Origin of the sequence: Nitrospira sp. BLG_1, from assembly GCF_047338595.1 — a bacterium.
Classification (GTDB): Bacteria; Nitrospirota; Nitrospiria; order Nitrospirales; family Nitrospiraceae; genus Nitrospira_D.
The window spans coordinates 168,989-186,484 of sequence record NZ_JBLFBO010000003.1 but is presented as its reverse complement, the minus strand read 5'-3'; the positions used below and the strand labels follow the sequence as shown (position 1 = coordinate 186,484).

At 55.9% G+C, this 17,496-nt stretch carries 20 protein-coding genes; 13 read left to right on the top strand and 7 right to left on the bottom strand.

What is annotated here, in order from left to right; translation table 11 throughout:
• Positions 1-13 precede the first annotated feature (13 nt).
• The 4 genes from ACMTNU_RS04905 (at position 14) to ACMTNU_RS04890 (ending at position 4,979) form a co-directional block, all read left to right on the top strand.
• Positions 14-1,102 (top strand): saccharopine dehydrogenase C-terminal domain-containing protein, encoded by a 1,089-nt coding sequence (locus tag ACMTNU_RS04905; RefSeq protein ID WP_413934111.1) that lies wholly within the window; start codon positions 14-16, stop codon positions 1,100-1,102.
• Positions 1,099-2,628 carry an aldehyde dehydrogenase family protein gene (locus ACMTNU_RS04900; RefSeq protein WP_413934110.1) on the top strand — a complete coding sequence of 510 codons (1,530 nt, stop codon included), beginning with the start codon at positions 1,099-1,101 and terminating at the stop codon, positions 2,626-2,628. The genes ACMTNU_RS04905 and ACMTNU_RS04900 overlap by 4 nt, the downstream gene beginning before the upstream one ends.
• A gap of 107 nt (positions 2,629-2,735) precedes the next feature.
• Positions 2,736-3,335, top strand: coding sequence for a VOC family protein (locus ACMTNU_RS04895; protein WP_413934109.1), 600 nt, complete (start codon positions 2,736-2,738; stop codon positions 3,333-3,335).
• A 180-nt stretch (positions 3,336-3,515) separates the two neighbouring features.
• On the top strand, positions 3,516-4,979 hold the full coding sequence (locus ACMTNU_RS04890) for an integrin (RefSeq protein ID WP_413934108.1): 1,464 nt from the start codon (positions 3,516-3,518) through the stop codon (positions 4,977-4,979).
• 163 nt (positions 4,980-5,142) lie between these two features.
• Here the strand turns inward: ACMTNU_RS04890 and ACMTNU_RS04885 are convergent, their stop codons facing one another.
• The 6 genes from ACMTNU_RS04885 to ACMTNU_RS04860 all read right to left on the bottom strand — a co-directional run bounded on the left by ACMTNU_RS04885 (position 5,143) and on the right by ACMTNU_RS04860 (position 9,375).
• The gene (locus tag ACMTNU_RS04885; RefSeq protein WP_413934107.1) at positions 5,143-6,747 is read right to left on the bottom strand and encodes a peptide chain release factor 3; all 1,605 of its coding nucleotides are present in this window, start codon (positions 6,745-6,747) and stop codon (positions 5,143-5,145) included.
• Positions 6,748-6,793: 46 nt separating this feature from the next.
• On the bottom strand, positions 6,794-7,390 hold the full coding sequence (locus tag ACMTNU_RS04880) for a hemerythrin domain-containing protein (protein WP_413934106.1): 597 nt from the start codon (positions 7,388-7,390) through the stop codon (positions 6,794-6,796).
• A gap of 165 nt (positions 7,391-7,555) precedes the next feature.
• Complete coding sequence (locus ACMTNU_RS04875; RefSeq protein ID WP_413934104.1) at positions 7,556-7,756, bottom strand: hypothetical protein; 201 nt, start codon at positions 7,754-7,756, stop codon at positions 7,556-7,558.
• A 12-nt stretch (positions 7,757-7,768) separates the two neighbouring features.
• A complete protein-coding gene (locus ACMTNU_RS04870; protein ID WP_413934103.1) occupies positions 7,769-8,077 on the bottom strand; it encodes a hypothetical protein in 309 nt (102 codons plus the stop codon).
• 163 nt (positions 8,078-8,240) lie between these two features.
• Positions 8,241-8,873, bottom strand: a complete 633-nt coding sequence (locus ACMTNU_RS04865; protein WP_413934198.1) for an inorganic pyrophosphatase — start codon at positions 8,871-8,873, stop codon at positions 8,241-8,243.
• A gap of 181 nt (positions 8,874-9,054) precedes the next feature.
• A complete protein-coding gene (locus tag ACMTNU_RS04860; protein ID WP_413934101.1) occupies positions 9,055-9,375 on the bottom strand; it encodes a hypothetical protein in 321 nt (106 codons plus the stop codon).
• A 296-nt stretch (positions 9,376-9,671) separates the two neighbouring features.
• Between ACMTNU_RS04860 and ACMTNU_RS04855 the strand changes: the two genes are divergently transcribed.
• The 6 genes from ACMTNU_RS04855 (at position 9,672) to ACMTNU_RS04830 (ending at position 14,457) form a co-directional block, all read left to right on the top strand.
• Positions 9,672-10,196, top strand: coding sequence for a hypothetical protein (locus tag ACMTNU_RS04855; protein ID WP_413934100.1), 525 nt, complete (start codon positions 9,672-9,674; stop codon positions 10,194-10,196).
• Between the two features lie 257 nt (positions 10,197-10,453).
• Positions 10,454-11,311, top strand: a complete 858-nt coding sequence (locus tag ACMTNU_RS04850; RefSeq protein ID WP_413934098.1) for a nuclear transport factor 2 family protein — start codon at positions 10,454-10,456, stop codon at positions 11,309-11,311.
• A gap of 448 nt (positions 11,312-11,759) precedes the next feature.
• Positions 11,760-12,326, top strand: a complete 567-nt coding sequence (locus ACMTNU_RS04845) for a DUF3617 domain-containing protein (RefSeq protein WP_413934097.1) — start codon at positions 11,760-11,762, stop codon at positions 12,324-12,326.
• A 323-nt stretch (positions 12,327-12,649) separates the two neighbouring features.
• On the top strand, positions 12,650-13,117 hold the full coding sequence (locus ACMTNU_RS04840) for a rhodanese-like domain-containing protein (protein WP_413934096.1): 468 nt from the start codon (positions 12,650-12,652) through the stop codon (positions 13,115-13,117).
• 37 nt (positions 13,118-13,154) lie between these two features.
• Positions 13,155-13,457, top strand: coding sequence for a putative quinol monooxygenase (locus tag ACMTNU_RS04835; protein WP_413934095.1), 303 nt, complete (start codon positions 13,155-13,157; stop codon positions 13,455-13,457).
• Between the two features lie 40 nt (positions 13,458-13,497).
• Complete coding sequence (locus tag ACMTNU_RS04830) at positions 13,498-14,457, top strand: aldose 1-epimerase (RefSeq protein ID WP_413934094.1); 960 nt, start codon at positions 13,498-13,500, stop codon at positions 14,455-14,457.
• A 170-nt stretch (positions 14,458-14,627) separates the two neighbouring features.
• Here the strand turns inward: ACMTNU_RS04830 and ACMTNU_RS04825 are convergent, their stop codons facing one another.
• Entirely contained in the window at positions 14,628-14,891 is a 264-nt protein-coding gene (locus ACMTNU_RS04825) for a hypothetical protein (protein WP_413934093.1), read from the bottom strand.
• 24 nt (positions 14,892-14,915) lie between these two features.
• Here ACMTNU_RS04825 and ACMTNU_RS04820 point away from each other — a divergent pair, with 24 nt between their 5' ends.
• The 3 genes from ACMTNU_RS04820 (at position 14,916) to ACMTNU_RS04810 (ending at position 17,494) form a co-directional block, all read left to right on the top strand.
• On the top strand, positions 14,916-15,959 hold the full coding sequence (locus ACMTNU_RS04820) for an alpha/beta hydrolase (RefSeq protein WP_413934091.1): 1,044 nt from the start codon (positions 14,916-14,918) through the stop codon (positions 15,957-15,959).
• Between the two features lie 438 nt (positions 15,960-16,397).
• On the top strand, positions 16,398-16,832 hold the full coding sequence (locus ACMTNU_RS04815; protein WP_413934089.1) for a hypothetical protein: 435 nt from the start codon (positions 16,398-16,400) through the stop codon (positions 16,830-16,832).
• Complete coding sequence (locus ACMTNU_RS04810; protein ID WP_413934088.1) at positions 16,829-17,494, top strand: hypothetical protein; 666 nt, start codon at positions 16,829-16,831, stop codon at positions 17,492-17,494. Before ACMTNU_RS04815 ends, ACMTNU_RS04810 begins: the two co-directional genes overlap by 4 nt.
• Positions 17,495-17,496 lie beyond the last annotated feature (2 nt).

Here is a 17,496-nt window from a genome sequence, read left to right as displayed (position 1 = left end):
ATAATGCACCATCATGAATCGTGTGCTCGTGCTTGGGGCTGGAAAGATCGGCTCCCTCATCGCTTGCCTTCTGAACCAGTCCGGTCGGTACGACGTTCATCTCGGCGACATGACCCTGGAGGCGCCGACCCATCTCGTCAACCAGCTCAAGTTGGAACGAGTGACGCCGTGCCTCCTGGATGTTCGACATCCGGACGCAGTCAGCACGTATCTCTCCGCCCATCGATTTGATGCTATTCTCTCGAGTCTCCCCTATTTTTGTAACCCCACGGTCGCCGGCCTGGCCTTGACCCATCAGTTGCATTATTTCGATCTCACGGAAGACGTCGAGGTCACCAACCAGATCAAAGTGCTCAGCGCAGGAGCCACCCATGCCTTTATGCCGCAATGCGGTCTGGCACCGGGGTTCATCAGTATCGTGGCGCACGAGCTCATGACACATTTTGATACGTTGGACACGGTCAAGATGCGTGTCGGTGCGCTGCCGGTCCATCCCAGCAATGCCCTGAAGTATTCGCTGACATGGTCGACCGATGGACTGATCAACGAATACGGCAACGTCTGCTATGGGATTGAGGAAGGCGAGAAAGTCCCGCTTCAGCCGCTCGAAGGCTACGAAACGATCGAGCTGGACGGCCTGCTCTATGAGGCGTTCAATACGTCGGGCGGACTCGGCACGTTGGCCGATAGTTATGCCGGCAAAGTCCGCACGATGAATTACAAGACCCTCCGCTACCCGGGCCACTGTGAAAAAATCCATCTTTTAATGAAGGACCTCAAGCTCAATGAAGACCGGGACACCTTGAAACGCGTCCTCGAACGGGCCGTGCCGCAGACCTTACAAGATGTCGTCTTGATCTATGCCTCGGTCACGGGCACAAACAAAGATGGTTTCTTCGAAGAGAATTACGTCAAAAAAGTGTACCCGCAATGCATCAAAGGCAGGCTCTGGTCGGCCATCCAAATGACAACCGCATCCAGTGTCTGCTGCGTCATGGACCTTGTCTTGAGTCATCCTGAGCAGTACCATGGATTCATCACTCAGGAATCCATCTTATTGCGAAACTTCTTGGACAACGAATTGGGAGGTTGCTTTCGATGAGCACGAGTCACTCCGCATTGAGAGACCTTGGCATTCAAGCCGTCAACTCCGGTGGCAGTACCGGCACTGGGTGGTGGTCGGGTCGCAATGATGGAACGTTGCTCCCCTCGATCAACCCAACAACGGGAGAGCAGATCGCCGGGGTCTATCCCTGTTCGTTAGAAGACTATCAGCGCATCACGAAAGAATCGCTTGAGGCGTTTCAGGTCTGGCGTATGGTCCCGGCGCCGAAACGAGGCGAGGTCGTCCGACTGATCGGCCAGGCCCTCAGAGAGAAGAAGGATCAGTTGGGCACGTTGGTGTCTCTGGAAGTCGGAAAGATCAAAGCTGAGGGTGACGGAGAGGTGCAAGAGATGATCGACATGGCCGATTTCGTCGTCGGCCAATCACGCATGCTCTACGGAGCCACGATGCAGTCCGAACGGCCGGCGCACCGCATGAGCGAACAGTGGCATCCGCTCGGTCCGGTTGGCGTCATCACGGCGTTCAATTTTCCCGTGGCGGTCTGGGCCTGGAATGCTTTCCTGGCCGCGATCGCCGGCGATACCGTCATCTGGAAACCGTCGCCGAAGGCCCCGCTCTGCGCGGTGGCCGTCCAACAGATTTGCAATCGTGTGATGCAGCAACAGGGCTATGCCGGTATTTTTTCGCTCTTCATCGCCGAGCAACCGGCGCTGGTCGAACAGATGGTCCAGGACGAGCGCCTCCCGCTCATCTCCTTTACCGGTTCGGTGCCGGTCGGTCGAAGAGTCGCGTCATTGGTCGGACAACGACTCGGCCGAACCTTGCTCGAACTAAGCGGCAACAACGCCGTCATTGTCGATGAGACCGCCGACCTGGATATGGCTGTGCGCGCAATTGTGTTCGGGGCCGTCGGGACTGCGGGCCAACGCTGCACGACGACCAGACGTCTGATTGTCCATGAATCGCGGTGCGAGGAGCTCGTCGGCAGACTTGTGAAGGCCTATGCACAAGTCCAGATCGGTAATCCGTTGGAAAAAGAGGTGCTCATGGGACCGCTTATCGACCAGGTGGCGGTGGAGGGCTATCGTGCCGCTCTCGATGAGATCAAGAAAGAAGGTGGAGAGATCCTCCACGGAGGGCGCGTGCTGACCCGCCCTGGATACTTCGTCGAACCGACGATCGTGCGAGCACAAAACCATTGGCCCGTCGTGCAACGTGAAACCTTCGCCCCCATTCTCTATGTGATGACGTTCACGACGATCGACGAGGCGATCGCGATGCAGAACGACGTCCGGCAGGGGTTATCCTCCGCCCTCTTCTCGAACGATGTGCGTCGGAGCGAGCGCTTTCTTTCGGCCTCGGGCAGCGACTGCGGGATCGCCAATGTCAATATCGGCACATCCGGTGCGGAAATCGGTGGCGCGTTCGGCGGAGAAAAAGAAACCGGCGGCGGCCGCGAGGCAGGCTCGGACTCCTGGAAGGCCTATATGCGCCGCCAAACCAACACGGTTAATTGGGGAACGGATTTGCCTCTAGCCCAAGGCATTAAGTTTGGAGGATGAAAACGGTCGGCAGTCAATGGTCATTCGTCACGCGCAAAAAGAACGATGGCTTCATTCGCATGACCTTTGACCAATGACTCCTGACTCTTCTTCGGAAAGGAGCCGCTATGAACGATCAGGCCACAGCCTTGGACACGCTCATGGAACGCATGGTCGCCGAGTATGTCGCGCGCAACCAAGCTGCCGGCGTCCTGAAGGCGATGTTGGACGAAACCGGCGTGGGCTTCTGGCCGGTCATCGATCATGTCACCATCAGGACGCACGACATCGACCGGGGCGCAGAACCGTTTGTGGCGCTAGGCTATGGGTACGATGAGACGTTGCAGTATGACGACTGGTACGCAAAGGTCTATCGTAAACCTGGCTATCCCGGCCTCTTCGTCGATCAGGCCTACCCGGACGAGCGAGGCAAGACCAGCATTATTCCCGGCTGGGTGAACAAGTACGGCGACAAAGTCTTTCACCATGTCGCCGTACGAGTCGAGGACATCGAACAGGCGGTCGCCCGGTTGAAACAAAACGGTGTGGTCTTTGCCGGCAACATCGTCGGAGAGCCTGGCGGCCATCTCCGGCAGATCTTTTCTTCCCCTGAGATGGTCGACGGTCAACCCTTCACGGTCTTGGAGTTGGCGGAACGGCACCGAGGCTACCTCGGCTTCCTACCGCCGCAGGCCGACAGCCTGATGAAATCCTCGGCTCCCCGCTGACCTGAATACGGCAGTCTCTCACGAGAGACGCAAGCCTTCCTGCTCATTCCCTCTCCTCCTGCGTGCCTGCGAATTTCCACCTATTGCTTTGAACGCACACAGGTCATTGGTATCTTTCGGGGACGACGCCAGTGTTGTAATCCACTGCATCCCACAACGTCCACATGACCGGAGGCAGACATGACGTTCGGACCTCACTTGCAGCCACACCCCCACCGCCTTTGGCAGAGCGCAGCGTTGGCATGTATCATCAATGCATCTCTCGGCATGGCTGGCTGCGGGAACAGCAGCCCGCTTCCAGAATCCTCCCTCGCCCAGCAGGCCTATCTCAAAGCGTCAAATACAGATCCCAACGACAAATTTGGGTCCGCCGTCGCGATAGACGGAGATACCCTGGTCGTCGGTGCGCAGGAGGAGGACAGTGGATCGTCCGGTATCAACGGCAATCAATCCAATAATAGCGGGAATGACATCGGTGCGGTCTATGTCTTTGTGCGCAGCGGAGGCATCTGGACACAACAGGCCTATTTGAAGGCCTCCAATCCTGACGATCTAGATACCTTCGGCACCAGTGTGGCGATCAGCGGCAACACCATCGTCGTGGGAGCACAGGGAGAAGACAGCAATGCCACTGGGGTCACTGGAAACCAGTCGGACAACAGCGTTGCTCAGGCCGGTGCCGCCTATGTTTTCGTCCGAAACGGCACCACCTGGACCCAACAAGCCTATCTGAAACCCTCCACTGCTGGGTTCAACAATTTCGGCAATACTGTCGCGATTGACGGAGACACCATCGCCATCGGCGCGGAGGGTGAAGACAGCGCCTCGACCGGGATCAATGGATCCGAAGTCGGCACCGGTGCCCCATCGAGCGGAGCCGTCTATGTCTTTACCAGAAGTGGGACGACCTGGTCACAACAGGCCTATATCAAGTCCTCGAATTCCCAGGGCGGGGATCAATTTGGGAACAGTGTCGCGCTGAGTCATGACACCCTCGCGGTCGGGGCCGTTGGAGAAGATAGTGCCGCCACTGGTATCGGTGGGAACCAGGGGGACAATAGTGCCAGCGGCAGCGGAGCGGTCTATGTTTTTACCCGCAGCGGTAATACCTGGTCCCAACAGGCCTATGTGAAGGCTTCTAACTCAGCAGCGAATTCAAGCTTTGGTGGAAGCCTCTCTCTCGACAACAATACCCTGGCAGTTGGCACTGATAACGCCAGCACTGCCTATATCTTTACCCGTAGCGGAGGGCTCTGGACCCAAGAGGCCCTGCTGCAGGGAGCCAATACGGAAAATGGCGATCAATTTGGCATCAGCGTAGCGGTCCATGGAGACACTCTCGCCGTCGGTGCATCTGGAGAAGATAGTGCCGCTACCGGCATCAATGGTGACGGCACAAACAACAGTGCGTCCGACAGCGGCGCCCTCTATGTCTTCACACGCAGCGGCACGACGTGGACTCAACGCGACTACGTCAAAGCTTCCAATAGAGAGGCGGGAGACTCATTTGGCAGTGCGATTGCCGCAAACAACGGCACGATTGTGAGTGGAGCCTACTTAGAAGACAGCCATGCCACCGGCATCAACGGCATTCAGACGGACAATAGCGCCACCGACAGCGGCGCTGTCTATGTCTTTCAATAGCCCGTGCCGACAGATTCATATGGCGGGCCGGGCAACTCTGTGACTTCACACAGTGATCGACGGCCCGCCACTGTACTCCGTGACATTCGGCGGAGGCTGACCTTGTGCGATCGAAAAATAAAGAAAAGACAGTTACTAGTCGATTACTGCACGCCTGCAGCTGCTAGCCCATGTCCCGCAGCACATGATCGGGGTTTCGATCCCGCGCGATGGTCTTCATCAGCTGATCGCCAAAGAGGACGACAACACGATCCCGTTGGTCTTTCACCATCATCGAAGCCGACGGTGATTTAAAGGTGGACGGCTCCCCCTCCAGCCAAGCGCTACAGCTGAAGGGCAACGCATCGAGGATCGTTTCCACGCGATACTCATTGCGCAGCCGGTACTGTAACACATCGAACTGCAGTCGACCGACGGCGGCAATCAAGATCTCCTGATCATGAAAACTGCGCATGATCTGGACGGTTCCTTCCTGAGCCATCTGGGAGACACCCTTGTCGAAGGCTTTTCGCTTCCCGACATCCGTCGGTCGAAGACGCGCGAAGATTTCAGGCTGGAACTGCGGCAACGGCTTGAAGTTGAAGCCGCCGGTCACCGAGACCGTATCGCCGATGGCAAAGACGCCGGGGTTGATAATCCCGATGATGTCGCCCGGATACGCCTCCTCGACCGTACTCCGCTCCTGTGCCACGAGGCTGTGCGGTCGTGCCAAACGAATGTCGCGACCCAGCCGATGATGTTTCACGACCATATCTCGCTCGAAACGTCCTGAGCAGACGCGAAGAAATGCGGTACTGTCACGATGTTTTGGATTCATATTCGCCTGGAGCTTAAACACATAGGCGCTGAACGGCATATCAATCGGGTCGACCGTGAGTTCAGCTCCATCCTCCCCGTCAGCCGACCGCGCACCGGGGCTGGGGGCCAACTCCACAAAAGCGTCCAGAAAACTCTCAATACCGAAGTTCGTGAGCGCGGAGGCGAAAAACACCGGAGTCACGTCACCGCTGAGAAACTGTTCGCGCGTGAACGGATTCCCGGCAATCTCCAAGAGCTCCAGATCATGCTGCACTTGCGCCAACATCTCTTCCGTCACTCGGCCGTGTGAGCCAAGCTCCGAGAACGGCAGCATATCGGTCTCCACCTTGGTCGCTCCGCCATGCATGGTCTTACTGAACAACTGCACCTGACTATCCACTCTGGTCACAATGCCCACAAAGTCGCTGCCAGACCCGATCGGCCAGTTGACGGCGCTCGCGTGAATATTCAACGCCTGCTCCACCTCCGTCATGAGATCCAGGGGAGGACGCCCAGGCAGATCCATTTTATTGATCAACGTCAGGACCGGAATCCTCCGCATGCGGCACACAGCAAAAAGTTTTCGGGTTTGTGTTTCCACACCTTTCGCCGCGTCGATCACCATAATGGCGCTATCCGCAGCGGTCAAGGTGCGATAGGTATCTTCAGAAAAATCCTGGTGACCCGGCGTATCGAGCAAGTTGATGACCGCGCCCTTATACGGAAACTGCATCGCGGACGCGGTGATCGAAATTCCTCGTTCCTGCTCCATGCCCATCCAATCCGAGGCCGTCGTCTTTCCACCCTTGCGTCCGCGCACCATGCCGGCCGTACGGATTAGACCGGAATAGAGCAGAAGTTTTTCGGTCAACGTCGTTTTTCCGGCATCCGGATGGCTGATAATGGCAAAGGTCCGCCGTTGCCTGGTCGCAGCCGCAAGTTCGTTCAAGAGAGTCGTGTCAGACATCATGATTGACTCGGCAGTGTATCACATTGCTCTCGGAAGAGGAGACTGATCATCCGGGGAAATCGCTGGAAATCTTGAAACCGGCTCGCTGCACCGCCCGACGGACAGCGCCCAGGACAGCCGGAGCATCGGAACATGGCAGGACCGTCACGTCCGGAGCCACATGAAGTTGAGCCATCAGCTGATCAGCCTCGTCCCTCAAAAGCCTGTCACAAGTCCGGTAGAGGCCGTCTGAGCCTTCTTCGAGAAGGTTATGTTGTTCAAGGATCATGCGCAGTGTCGCCAGGACACCTGACGTGGGAGTCGGCATGAGCAAAGCCGCAATCGCTCCATGATCAAGCCGGAGTTTGGTCGCGATGGGAAGCGGCTCTCCCCCACGCCGCCGCTGAGCCGCAGGAAGAAGAATCTTTTCCTCCATCCCGATGTGGCGCAAGAGCCCGGCTCGAAAGCGATTGTAGGATTCCCGCTCCACGTGCCCCTCTCCAACAACCGCCGAGTCCAGTAATCGCTCAAGTCTCCGGTGATCTTCCGCCAAAATCTCGGTGATCGAGCCGTTCCCATGCCCCTCATCAAGCCCCGTCGATACAAACTCCACGGCAACCGCTCCAACAATACGTGCTTCTCGGATGATTCCGAATTTGATCAAGGATCAACTCATACGGCATCGCTATGTGACGCGACGAAGCATACCGGGTCGAAAGTCCAAATTCCATAGCTCCTTCTGAACTGCAGGGAATCAACCGGTATTTGGATCGTCAGGTTACAGTCGGATCCAGGGCGATCGGACGTCCCGACTGTCCCATCCATCCGTTCAGTGTCGGACAGCTTGGGCGTAGACGGCTAACACGGAGATGAAGAAAATGACGAAGGCCGTGGAGAATGACACCAGAAAGGAAAACGGACCGGACGGTTGAAACCGCGCCCGCCGGATATGAGGGAATCGCATCAGGCAAAAGGTGATAAACGAGGCCGCTGCTCCAGTGAGCGCCAGAAGCATGTAGACTGTCTCCATACTGATCCTCCGCTACGTGAGGAAATACAGCAGGCCGGCGCCTCCTATCAGAAAAAACACCGCCCAACGAAACAATCCCGTTCGAGCATCGGACTGATCCTGCTCGATTCGACGTTGCAACGCGGGCTGACTTCGTAGATAGGCATCGACGGAAGCTTTGGCCTCTTTCAAATCAACATGTTGTTCTTTGCGAACCAAGATGATCGCATCGGTGACTTGACCTTGCCACAAGGCCGCCACAGCCGCGTCAGAGATGGGTTGATCGAAGAGGGACCTTTGCGCGGTCTCAGCAATCGGCGGGTGAAGGGAAGAGCGTGGCATAGGCTGATAGATAGCCTACCACCATCATGCGGTGGGCAAAAGCGAATCGACAGAACCGGCAGCGTGAACGTCGCACGTGAATCGTATTTCGTTCCGGACTCAGACGCTTCACGCTTCACGCTTCACGAATAACGAATATAGTCACAGCGGCGTAGGGCACGTCCTACAGCTGCTTCGGCCACAAGGAGCTGAGTTCCGGATATTGGGCCCGGTAGTCGGCATGGCTCGCACGAATGACTTTGAGCGCTTCCTCCCGTCCATAGACACTGGTAATTTCCACTTTATGCTGATTCGTTCCCGGCGCACTCTTATAGGTCAAAAAATAATGTTGGAGACGCTCAAGAAGTGAGGTCGGGCATTGTGAGATGTCCGTAAAATTGCCGTACACCGCGTCGTCCCGCATCACGGCGATGATCTTGTCGTCGGCTTCCCCACCATCGGCCATACTCAACCCGCCGATCGGGAGTGCCGTGAGTAAGATATCGCTATGCGGAATGTTTTTTTCGGACAAGACACAGATATCCAGCGGGTCACCGTCCCCAACCATGCCCTTCCGACGAGCTCGTTTTGCAAAGATCCCGGCCACCTGTTCTCCCGAGTAGGTCTGCGGAATGAGGCCGTAATAAACCGGACAGCAATTCGAAAATCGTTGTGGCCGATCGACTTTGAGGAACCCGCTCCGCTTGTCGACCTCGTACTTAACCGTATCGGTTGGAACGATTTCGATATAGGCCATGACGACGTCCGGCGCTTCCTGACCGATCGACACGCCATGCCACGGATGTGCCTTGAACATGAGCCCAAGCAATCGTTGAAACGGGTCGCTCCCGTTCCGAGCTTCATCGGCTTGATCGCCGTCCTCTCCCCGTTTCTGACCTTTGCCGTGTTTCATGCCACCTCTCCTCGCTCTCGCAGAATGTCCGCCATACGTTGCTTACCAAAAACGAATCACCAACTCGCTACCCGGTCGGGTCTAACTATTTCGAGCGCGCCCGCACAATCACCGCCGCCACATCATTCAGCTTAACCGTCGCATCGAACAACTCCATCCCGACCAACTCCGTCAGCTGCACCGCATGCGAACCGACCTTGGCGACCTTGCCTTCGACGTCCTGGCCTGAACACAGCTTGACCTTCACGCGCTTTCCGACTTGCTGTTCCAGCAGAGATTTCATCGCATCAGGGCTGTTCACATCCATGATTGATTCATCGGCGGCGACAACTGCCGATGTTCCAGCCATCCCGAGTCCGACGAGTAACGCGCACGCACAGACTGCCCTGCTTATTCCTTTCCGCATCCTCTCCCCCTTGATGAATATTCTCACGATCGCAGATGTCCTTCCGAGGCCTGAGCTTACCGCGAGTACGTAAGAAAGTCATCTACTACCCCGTTCGCTCCACTCGCATTCCCAGACCGCGATAGAACGACCGTCGCTACGCAAAGAACGTACAAGGCCGTTCGATTCAATACATGCATTTGTTATTCAACCGGCATGATGAGCAACAGCACAAACAAATAACCTTCCACTCTCATGCACAACTTTGAAGAACATTGGCCGTCTCCAGGATTTTTCGCTACACTGACCTCGCACATATGAGCACACCACGCCATAGACGTGACCACGAAGAACAACCCTCGACCGACCAGATCAACGCCCCTGCCCCTCCCGTAGCAAACCTCCCTGCGAAAATCCCCGACGTCCGGCACAAGACCCGCGCCTCTCTGGTGGTACGGGCCGGCGGCGTCTATTTTCTCGTCGCGCTCGGGGTCGGATTCGTGCTTGAGGTCGTGCGGCTTGAAGTGATCGCCCTCCACATCAGCGAACTGATCGCTCGATTACTCGAAGTGCCCAACACCCTGTTGGCCATGATCATCGGCGCGAAATGGACGATCGACCGCTTCCATCTGCCCCCCCTCCCGCGCATACGGCTCGGCATCGGGTTTGTGGCCTTCGTCTTGATGATTCTCACGGAGTCAGCGGTCGTCCTTCCGCTTCATGGCCTCACGATCGATGAGTACATGGCCCTTCAACATGCTGTGGCGGGGATGTTGCCGGTCGGAGTGCTCGCCGTCCTGACCGGCATGCCGTTGCTCGTCAGCTATCGATGGGAACGCTGATGTGAGTGTCCGTCCGCAATTGGTCACTTCCGCTTGGCCAAAATAAGTCCAGGGTTGCCCTCCCCTTCGACGATCTCCCGACAAATCTACTCCTCGTTGCGCACCGGCTACCTCACTGCATGATCTTAGGACTTGACACCGACGCCCCTTCTCATGGGATACCGACCGTGGTCCTGAGTTGAGCATCTGGCCTCTCACAACTGACTATGAGCCAACCACCGTGCTATCGATAATCCGTCACGAAACAGGAGTCATCAATGAATGCTTCCCGATGTACGGTCTGGATAAGTCTGGCGCTATGCATAATCACCGTCACGACCGCGCCGGCCTCCGAACCAACTGATCCGGAGTCTGCTATCCGACGGCTCGTGCGTGCCAATGCCGAGAAGGATTTACCGACGCTCTCTCACATGATGGCCCACGACGCCGATATCATCAGCTACGGAGTGGCCGGTCGGAAATACATCGGGTGGCCTGAGCTTGAGCAGGGCATGAAGGAGGAATTCCTCAATGCTCAGAAACTTGAGATTCCGATCAAAGAACTCAAAGTATGGACGAAGGGGGATCTAGCCTGGTATGCCATGGAACTCGACTACATTCGTTATGTGGCCGACGGGTCAGGACTCAAACAAACCGTCCTTCCAATGAGGGAAACCGGCGTGCTGGAACGACGGGCCGGCCGATGGCAATTATTATCGTGGCATGAATCCTTTCGATCTGCTCAGCTGAACGGCCCGCTCACCTCACCATCAAGTGGTTCCTCAATACATACCAGCGAGAATACCCAAACCCCATCTGCTATCGACCTGATTGGAGAATGGGACATCATCGAAGTTGAGGATGACAAGCGCTATAAAGCGACGTTCGACAAGAACGGAAACGGGCCATACACTCAGCATGGCGGTCGCTTCACGACCACTACGATCACGAATCGCTTGTGGCAAGGCACCTGGCACCAGCCGGGCAATGATCGAGAGGGAGGATTTGAAGTCCTCCTTTCAGAAGACGGCACGCAAGCCAAGGGAATCTGGTGGTATACCAGAGTCGGCACACAGAGGAATATTCCACCACGCGAACATGGTGGGACCTATCACTGGAAGAAGGTCACGCGGTAACTGATCTGACTCCGCCGGGAGATGAAGAAAATTAAATAGGGAACACCTACCCTCATCACAGGGCACAAGATAGATCGAAAAGACGACACAGCTATGGGAAACGTTAGGCCTCGTTGGGAGGTGCCTCCCTCTCATCCGAACTCGGTTCTCGGGAGGTCCGCTCATTCGCAGCCTCCTGATCACCGGTAAGGAGTTCGCCGTACACGGTCGTCATCCTTTGTTTTTTCTCATATTCCCTTGTAGGGCTGCACCCACAAAACCAGCGACTATCGGTATACTGAGATCGCCGAAACCGTCTTCCAGCTTCTCACTGGGAGGCTATAGAATCTGTCCTGGTTCATCTCTTTCAAGTTTCTGGTCATAGACTGGGCCAACTGACATTGATAGAATGGCGATGGGTCCAGACACCAGTCATCTCACCACATCCTAGCTTTTCCGGAGGGTGCCCATGCACAGAACTCGTTGGAAGCTTGCTCACATGATCACGCTCATTGGGGTCATGCTCACCTTCAATCCTTTTCTTTTTTCACCGGCCTCGGAGGCACAGGCCGAATCTTTCAATGTCAAACCAGGGGCATGGGAAATGACCGTGACCACTATTACCTCTGGGATGAAATTATCACCCGAACTGTCGGCAAAGATGACGCCGGCCCAACGAGCTCAGATGGAGCAGATGATCAAGTCACGAGAAGGCAAACCCCACACCATGACCACCCAATCCTGCATTACCAAAGATGATCTGAGTCAGGATCGAATCATCAAGGAGATGCAAGACGAAGATGAGGATACGGCAGTGCAGTGCAAGGTCAAGGTCCTCTCCAAATCCTCGACCAAACTTGTGCTCGACCAGCTGTGCCCTGGCCCTCCCAGCTCGACCACCCATTTCACGGTTGAAACAAAAACAACGGACAGCTTCGTGGCAGTCGGAGAACGAAGCGAGGGAGGATCAGGAAAGGCTCATATCGATATCAAAGGGAAATGGCTCCGTACCGGCTGTGATGGGCTTGAAGAATGATTATTCACCCGACACAGTTCTTCCACGAGGAAAATTCAAGGTCTTCTTTGCGTTCTACTTTCCTCAGGTGATGCCACTTCGAAAGCCACCCAGGCATAAACTTTTCCGACATGACGCCTAACCGTAGCGCTCCACAGGAAGCTCCAAGCCGGCTCTCGAGTCGCGATCATAGAAATGCCCTGCTCGATGCAGCAATCAGAACCCGCTCTACATCGCTCCGAAATGTAGCCCTTGAGGAACAACACGACTCTGGGCACACACATTTTCCGCGTTCTTCCCGACAAGCCCAGGTACAACACAATCATCTGTATGGAGGTTCTGGCATGAAGATTATGAATCCATTGACCATCTTCTCCGTTGCTGTCCTCATCAGCGCATTCCTATCCATACCTTCTCCCGTTCTCGCTCAAGGCCTCCCGCCTGCAGGCAAGCAGAAAATTGAAGCACCCCAGAAACCTGTCCGAACCATCGGCATGGAGGACTATCGCAAAATTGTCGAGCATCCTGAGGAAGCCTTGATCATCGATGTGCGTGAACCGCAAGAATATGCAGCCGGGCACGTCCCAGGCGCAATCAACATCCCACGCGGCGTCATCAATTCTCAAATCTGGGACCATGTCGGATCCTCGGAGAAGGCCAACCTCGAGCGCCCGATCGTGCTCCAATGTCAAAGCGGGAGACGTGCGACCCTTGCCGCTCAAACTCTTGGAGAACTGGGATTCACGCAGACTTCTGCGGTCATCATGAACCTTGACGACTGGAAAACATCCGGCAACCCTTTTGTCAAGTAGTCGTCCACCCAGTCGGATTCCAACAGTGGAGCAGCCCATGACTGTCGACAATTCTCTCCGTGTGATTGCCCTCGCCAAGGCCAAGCCCGATCAGATCGCTCAGGTGCGCGCAATCCTGACGACCCTCGTTGATGCGACTCGCCGAGAACCCGGCTGTCTCAGCTATGAGCTCTTACAGAACCATGCCGATGCGACTGAGTTCGTGTTCGTCGAGCGGTGGGCCAGCGCTGCGGCCGAACAGGCGCATTTCGTGACGCCTCATCTATTGACCACGCTGCAACAGCTGACCGGTCTGCTGGCCTCGGAGCCTCAGATCTGTCGATACGGCGTCGTGCGATAGCCCGCCGTGCAAAACCGTACCGGCACGGAGGACCGCGACGATGGCATCCATGACAGCAGACACTGAACTTACGCTCTCATTTCAGAATCAGCGAGCCGTCATCTCCCCTTGGGGCGCCTCGTTGCGCCGATACCTCTTCCTTGATACAAGCGGACAGGAGATCGATATTGTCTGGGGCTATTCTGGTGGCAGCGGGAAACGTGGCGGGCAAGGTGATGTCCTGATTCCCTTTCCCGGCCGGATCGGGAACGGACGGTATTCATTCGAGGGACAGACGTTCCAACTGGAATGTAACGACAAGGAGGGGCCGAACGCTATTCATGGCTTCGTTCGGAGTATGCCCTGGGACATCCAGGACCATGGCTCAAATCGAGTAGTCATGTCGGTGACGCTCGATGCCGAGACCTACAGGCCTAGCGGGTATCCCTTTTCTTTGAACATCAGGGTGACCTATGAGCTGAATGCCACCGGGCTGTCATGTACCTTCAAGGTCGAAAATGTAGGTGACCGTACCGCCCCAGTTGGCATCGGGTTTCACCCCTACTTCACCGTCGGCACCAACATCATCGACGAGGCAGAGGCGCAGATCCCCGGTACCGGATTCTTGGAATTCAATGAACGACTCGTACCGACTGGGACCATCTATCCTGTATCGGATACGCCATGGGACTATCGGCGGTTTCGCCCGATTGCACGACAACGTTTCAACCATTGCTATGTGAACTTGGAGCGTAATACCCAAGGGATTGCCACGGCCGCTCTTCGTCATATCCCAAGCAACCGAACCATCACCATCACGATGGACTCAGCCTTTTCGGCAGTGGTCATCTATACCGGAGATGCCATCGCGGATGCTCCGCGCGCTGCCCTTGCCATCGAACCGATGACCTGTGCAAGCGATGCCTTCAACCATCCGGAATGGGGACTCACGCGATTGGCCCCCGGCGCCACCTTCTCCGGATGCTGGACTGTGGATGATTCAAACCGAGGTGGGGCCTAGCCAATATTCTTCAAGACGGTTCGCCGTGAAGCAGTTTGAATTTTGACTTTCGTGACGCGTCGTACGTGAAGCGTATCTCGTTCCAGATAAAGATGCTTCACGCTTCACACACGACGAACGACAACTATTGCCACAACTGTTGATCGGGTGGAGCTTGAACAGCCTACCGCTCAGGCCGCTTTCCGGAGGGTGGGAGACTTTTTACCGAGGAGATCACGCCAGAGGAGACCGAGTTTAAACTCCACTTCATCGAAGGAATCCCCTTGTGCCGACTGATCCGGGTATCCCTGCAGATAACCTCGCCACTTGTCTTGATCCAGCGAGATGACATACCGTGGTGTATCGAGGCGAGGTTGTTCGACCACGGGTCGCTCAACACGGGGAAGTTCGCGAGGACTTTTTGCGAATTCTTGGCTCTGCTGCTGCACCTTCACCTGCAGCTCATCGAAGGAGGCCGCATGAACTTCCCGCTGCGGATTCCCCTCGGGATGCGCCAGCCATTTCCCCTGATCTTGCCGAAACACCCAATTTGGCCGTTCCATTCCGGTAAGCATAGCCAAGCCGTCGCAATCCGACCAGCACTTTCACAATTCTTGCACATGAGTAGAAACAACCCGAATCCTCCCAATACAACGGCCTATTCCTATCGACAGGTCTGGGCCAATCAGCTGGCCTTTCGAGTCGCCATGGCTGGAACGGGAGACCGACTGGTACTCTGCCTGCATGGATTCCCAGAATGTGCGCTTTCATGGAGACATCAGCTTCACCCACTGGCAGAAGCCGGCTATCAAGTTTGGGCCCCTGATCTCCGTGGCTATGGTGGAACGACACGTCCCGTTGGTCTTGAGGCCTATGCAATCGAGTCATTGCTGGAAGACATCAGCGGGTTGCTGACTGCCGCCGGAGCGTCACAGGTCATCCTCGTCGGACATGACTGGGGTGGTATCATCGCCTGGTACTATGCCCTGCGGTATCCGGAACGCCTCAAAGCTCTTGTGATCCTGAACGCCCCCCACCCGGCCTGCTTTGAACGAGAACTCCGGCACTGGCGACAATTGCGTCGCTCCTGGTACATGGGGATATTTCAGGTTCCTCTGCTGCCTGAAGCAGCCTTGTCCGCGAGTCAGGGCTACATCATCGGGAGAATCTTTGAGCGTATGGCGATTCATCGGGAGCACATGCCAGATGAAATCGTGAAACTCTATCGGCAAGAGGCCTGCGCACCGGGCGCCCTCACCGCCATGCTGAACTACTATCGCGCCGCACTTCGTGGCGGAGGGGCGCTGCGTCAGCGCAGGTTGGGCTATCCCACCATCGACGTTCCCACCTTGGTTCTGTGGGGACTACGGGATCATGCTCTTGATCCCCACAATCTTGATGAATTGAACCATTTCGCGAGCAACCTGACCGTAGTCCGAATGGCCAATGCAGGCCATTTCGTACATGAAGACGAGCCGAACCGAGTGACGCGGGAAGTCGTGACCTGGCTGCAGAATCTATGATCTGATTCATTGTGCCCCCGACTCTTCCTCCTCGCCGCTTAGCAGGCTGTTGAGAAAGGCCGCCAGCGGCGTTCTCACGTCGCTCAGAGACTCAACGTACGGGCCGGAGTACGATTTGCCCCTTCGCTCGCTGCGGCCTTGCTGGACAGCCTTTCTGAACAGCCTGCGAGGCATCTAGATACGGGGCAGTCTCCGTGAGGGTCGGCCCGTTTGAGGAAGGGCGTAGGGGTTGTCAACATACTGTTAGTTCTCTGAACGACTTCTGCTTGAGAGCCCCGGGTATCGGTTCCATTTTCTCTCGCCCATCACTCCTCCCACCAAGCCAAATCGCCTTCTCTAAGCTGCTGGAAATGATCAAGTTATTGACCAATCAGCCGAACAAGATACGATGCCATGACAAGGTTTTCGGGGTTTCCTCCCAATCAATACGGGGCACCTATGACACGAATGGGGACTGCCACAGCTTCGCCTAGTCAGAAGTCGTCCAATGGATCCACCACCGTCCTGCTGGTGATTGGTGGACTGTTGCTGATCGGCCTCATTTACAGCGTCGTGGTACGCGACACGCCGGTTTCTTGCCCAAATGAATTGGTCGGCGCCTGGATCACTGCGGCAAACGGATACGAAAATGGCATGCTGGTATTTACCAAGACAGGTGTCTCGTTCAGCGTCGGCTTCGAACATCTGGATGCGCAAGCCATGCGGCGCATCGACGTGAGTACAGAAGGACCTCGCACGTTGTACACGGTCGTCTACGGCGACTCTCGAAGCGATGAGCAGACCCTCTCGTTCTACTATCACACCAAGGATCACACCATCACCTTCAAGAACCAAGCACATCTCGTCTGGACGAGAAAAGCGGTGGAATCGTGATCGGTGTTTTCCAACGGAGACAGTTGTTCGTACATCCCGTCCAATACTGGTTTATTGGGACCACGCTGATCTACGTGGCCTGTCTGTTGATCATGCTGTATGCCGTGATCTTCCTACCGATGGTCGAGCCGCTCTACGATCCATCCCTGTCTTGGGAACAGCATGCACAGGTGGCAGCCCAGTTCCTTGAGCTCCATTCGCGCATCTGGCCCTGGCTGATCATCACCTTCCTCGTGTTACTCCTCCACTCCCTATATTTCATGCACCGCATTGCCGGACCGCTCTACCGATTTTCCACTCTCTTTCGATCGATCGGAACCGGCGATCTGCATCAACGGGCACGGTTACGGAAGCACGACTACCTCCATCGGGAAGCACAGGCATTCAACACAATGTTGGATAACCTTGAGAATCGGATCAAGACCATCAACCTCCATTCGGCACTCGTCAGCGAAGCCTATGATTCGGTGACGATCCATATGAAGCCACAAACGCCTGGCCAGCTGACGACTGCGCTGCAGACACTTGACGAAGAGATCCGCAGACTCAAGAGCTGTCTGACAACCGTTGAGTGGAAGAGAGAGGGCCAGTCCGAACAACAACGTTTCGAATTCAATGAGACCTCTCAGCTGGACTCACCGACCGTCATGAAGGCTGCCTGATC

Excerpts from the sequence above, each read along its gene's own strand:
- ACMTNU_RS04885 (WP_413934107.1), bottom strand. The coding sequence starts at position 6,747 with ATGATGTCTGACACGACTCTCTTGAACGAACTTGCGGCTGCGACCAGG.
- ACMTNU_RS04830 (WP_413934094.1), top strand. The coding sequence starts at position 13,498 with ATGGCATCCATGACAGCAGACACTGAACTTACGCTCTCATTTCAGAAT.
- ACMTNU_RS04905 (WP_413934111.1), top strand. The coding sequence starts at position 14 with ATGAATCGTGTGCTCGTGCTTGGGGCTGGAAAGATCGGCTCCCTCATC.
- ACMTNU_RS04900 (WP_413934110.1), top strand. The coding sequence starts at position 1,099 with ATGAGCACGAGTCACTCCGCATTGAGAGACCTTGGCATTCAAGCCGTC.
- ACMTNU_RS04870 (WP_413934103.1), bottom strand. The coding sequence starts at position 8,077 with ATGCCACGCTCTTCCCTTCACCCGCCGATTGCTGAGACCGCGCAAAGG.
- ACMTNU_RS04845 (WP_413934097.1), top strand. The coding sequence starts at position 11,760 with ATGCACAGAACTCGTTGGAAGCTTGCTCACATGATCACGCTCATTGGG.
- ACMTNU_RS04835 (WP_413934095.1), top strand. The coding sequence starts at position 13,155 with ATGACTGTCGACAATTCTCTCCGTGTGATTGCCCTCGCCAAGGCCAAG.
- ACMTNU_RS04890 (WP_413934108.1), top strand. The coding sequence starts at position 3,516 with ATGACGTTCGGACCTCACTTGCAGCCACACCCCCACCGCCTTTGGCAG.
- ACMTNU_RS04815 (WP_413934089.1), top strand. The coding sequence starts at position 16,398 with ATGACACGAATGGGGACTGCCACAGCTTCGCCTAGTCAGAAGTCGTCC.
- ACMTNU_RS04840 (WP_413934096.1), top strand. The coding sequence starts at position 12,650 with ATGAAGATTATGAATCCATTGACCATCTTCTCCGTTGCTGTCCTCATC.
- ACMTNU_RS04895 (WP_413934109.1), top strand. The coding sequence starts at position 2,736 with ATGAACGATCAGGCCACAGCCTTGGACACGCTCATGGAACGCATGGTC.
- ACMTNU_RS04860 (WP_413934101.1), bottom strand. The coding sequence starts at position 9,375 with ATGCGGAAAGGAATAAGCAGGGCAGTCTGTGCGTGCGCGTTACTCGTC.
- ACMTNU_RS04875 (WP_413934104.1), bottom strand. The coding sequence starts at position 7,756 with ATGGAGACAGTCTACATGCTTCTGGCGCTCACTGGAGCAGCGGCCTCG.
- ACMTNU_RS04850 (WP_413934098.1), top strand. The coding sequence starts at position 10,454 with ATGAATGCTTCCCGATGTACGGTCTGGATAAGTCTGGCGCTATGCATA.
- ACMTNU_RS04855 (WP_413934100.1), top strand. The coding sequence starts at position 9,672 with ATGAGCACACCACGCCATAGACGTGACCACGAAGAACAACCCTCGACC.
- ACMTNU_RS04820 (WP_413934091.1), top strand. The coding sequence starts at position 14,916 with ATGAACTTCCCGCTGCGGATTCCCCTCGGGATGCGCCAGCCATTTCCC.
- ACMTNU_RS04865 (WP_413934198.1), bottom strand. The coding sequence starts at position 8,873 with ATGTTCAAGGCACATCCGTGGCATGGCGTGTCGATCGGTCAGGAAGCG.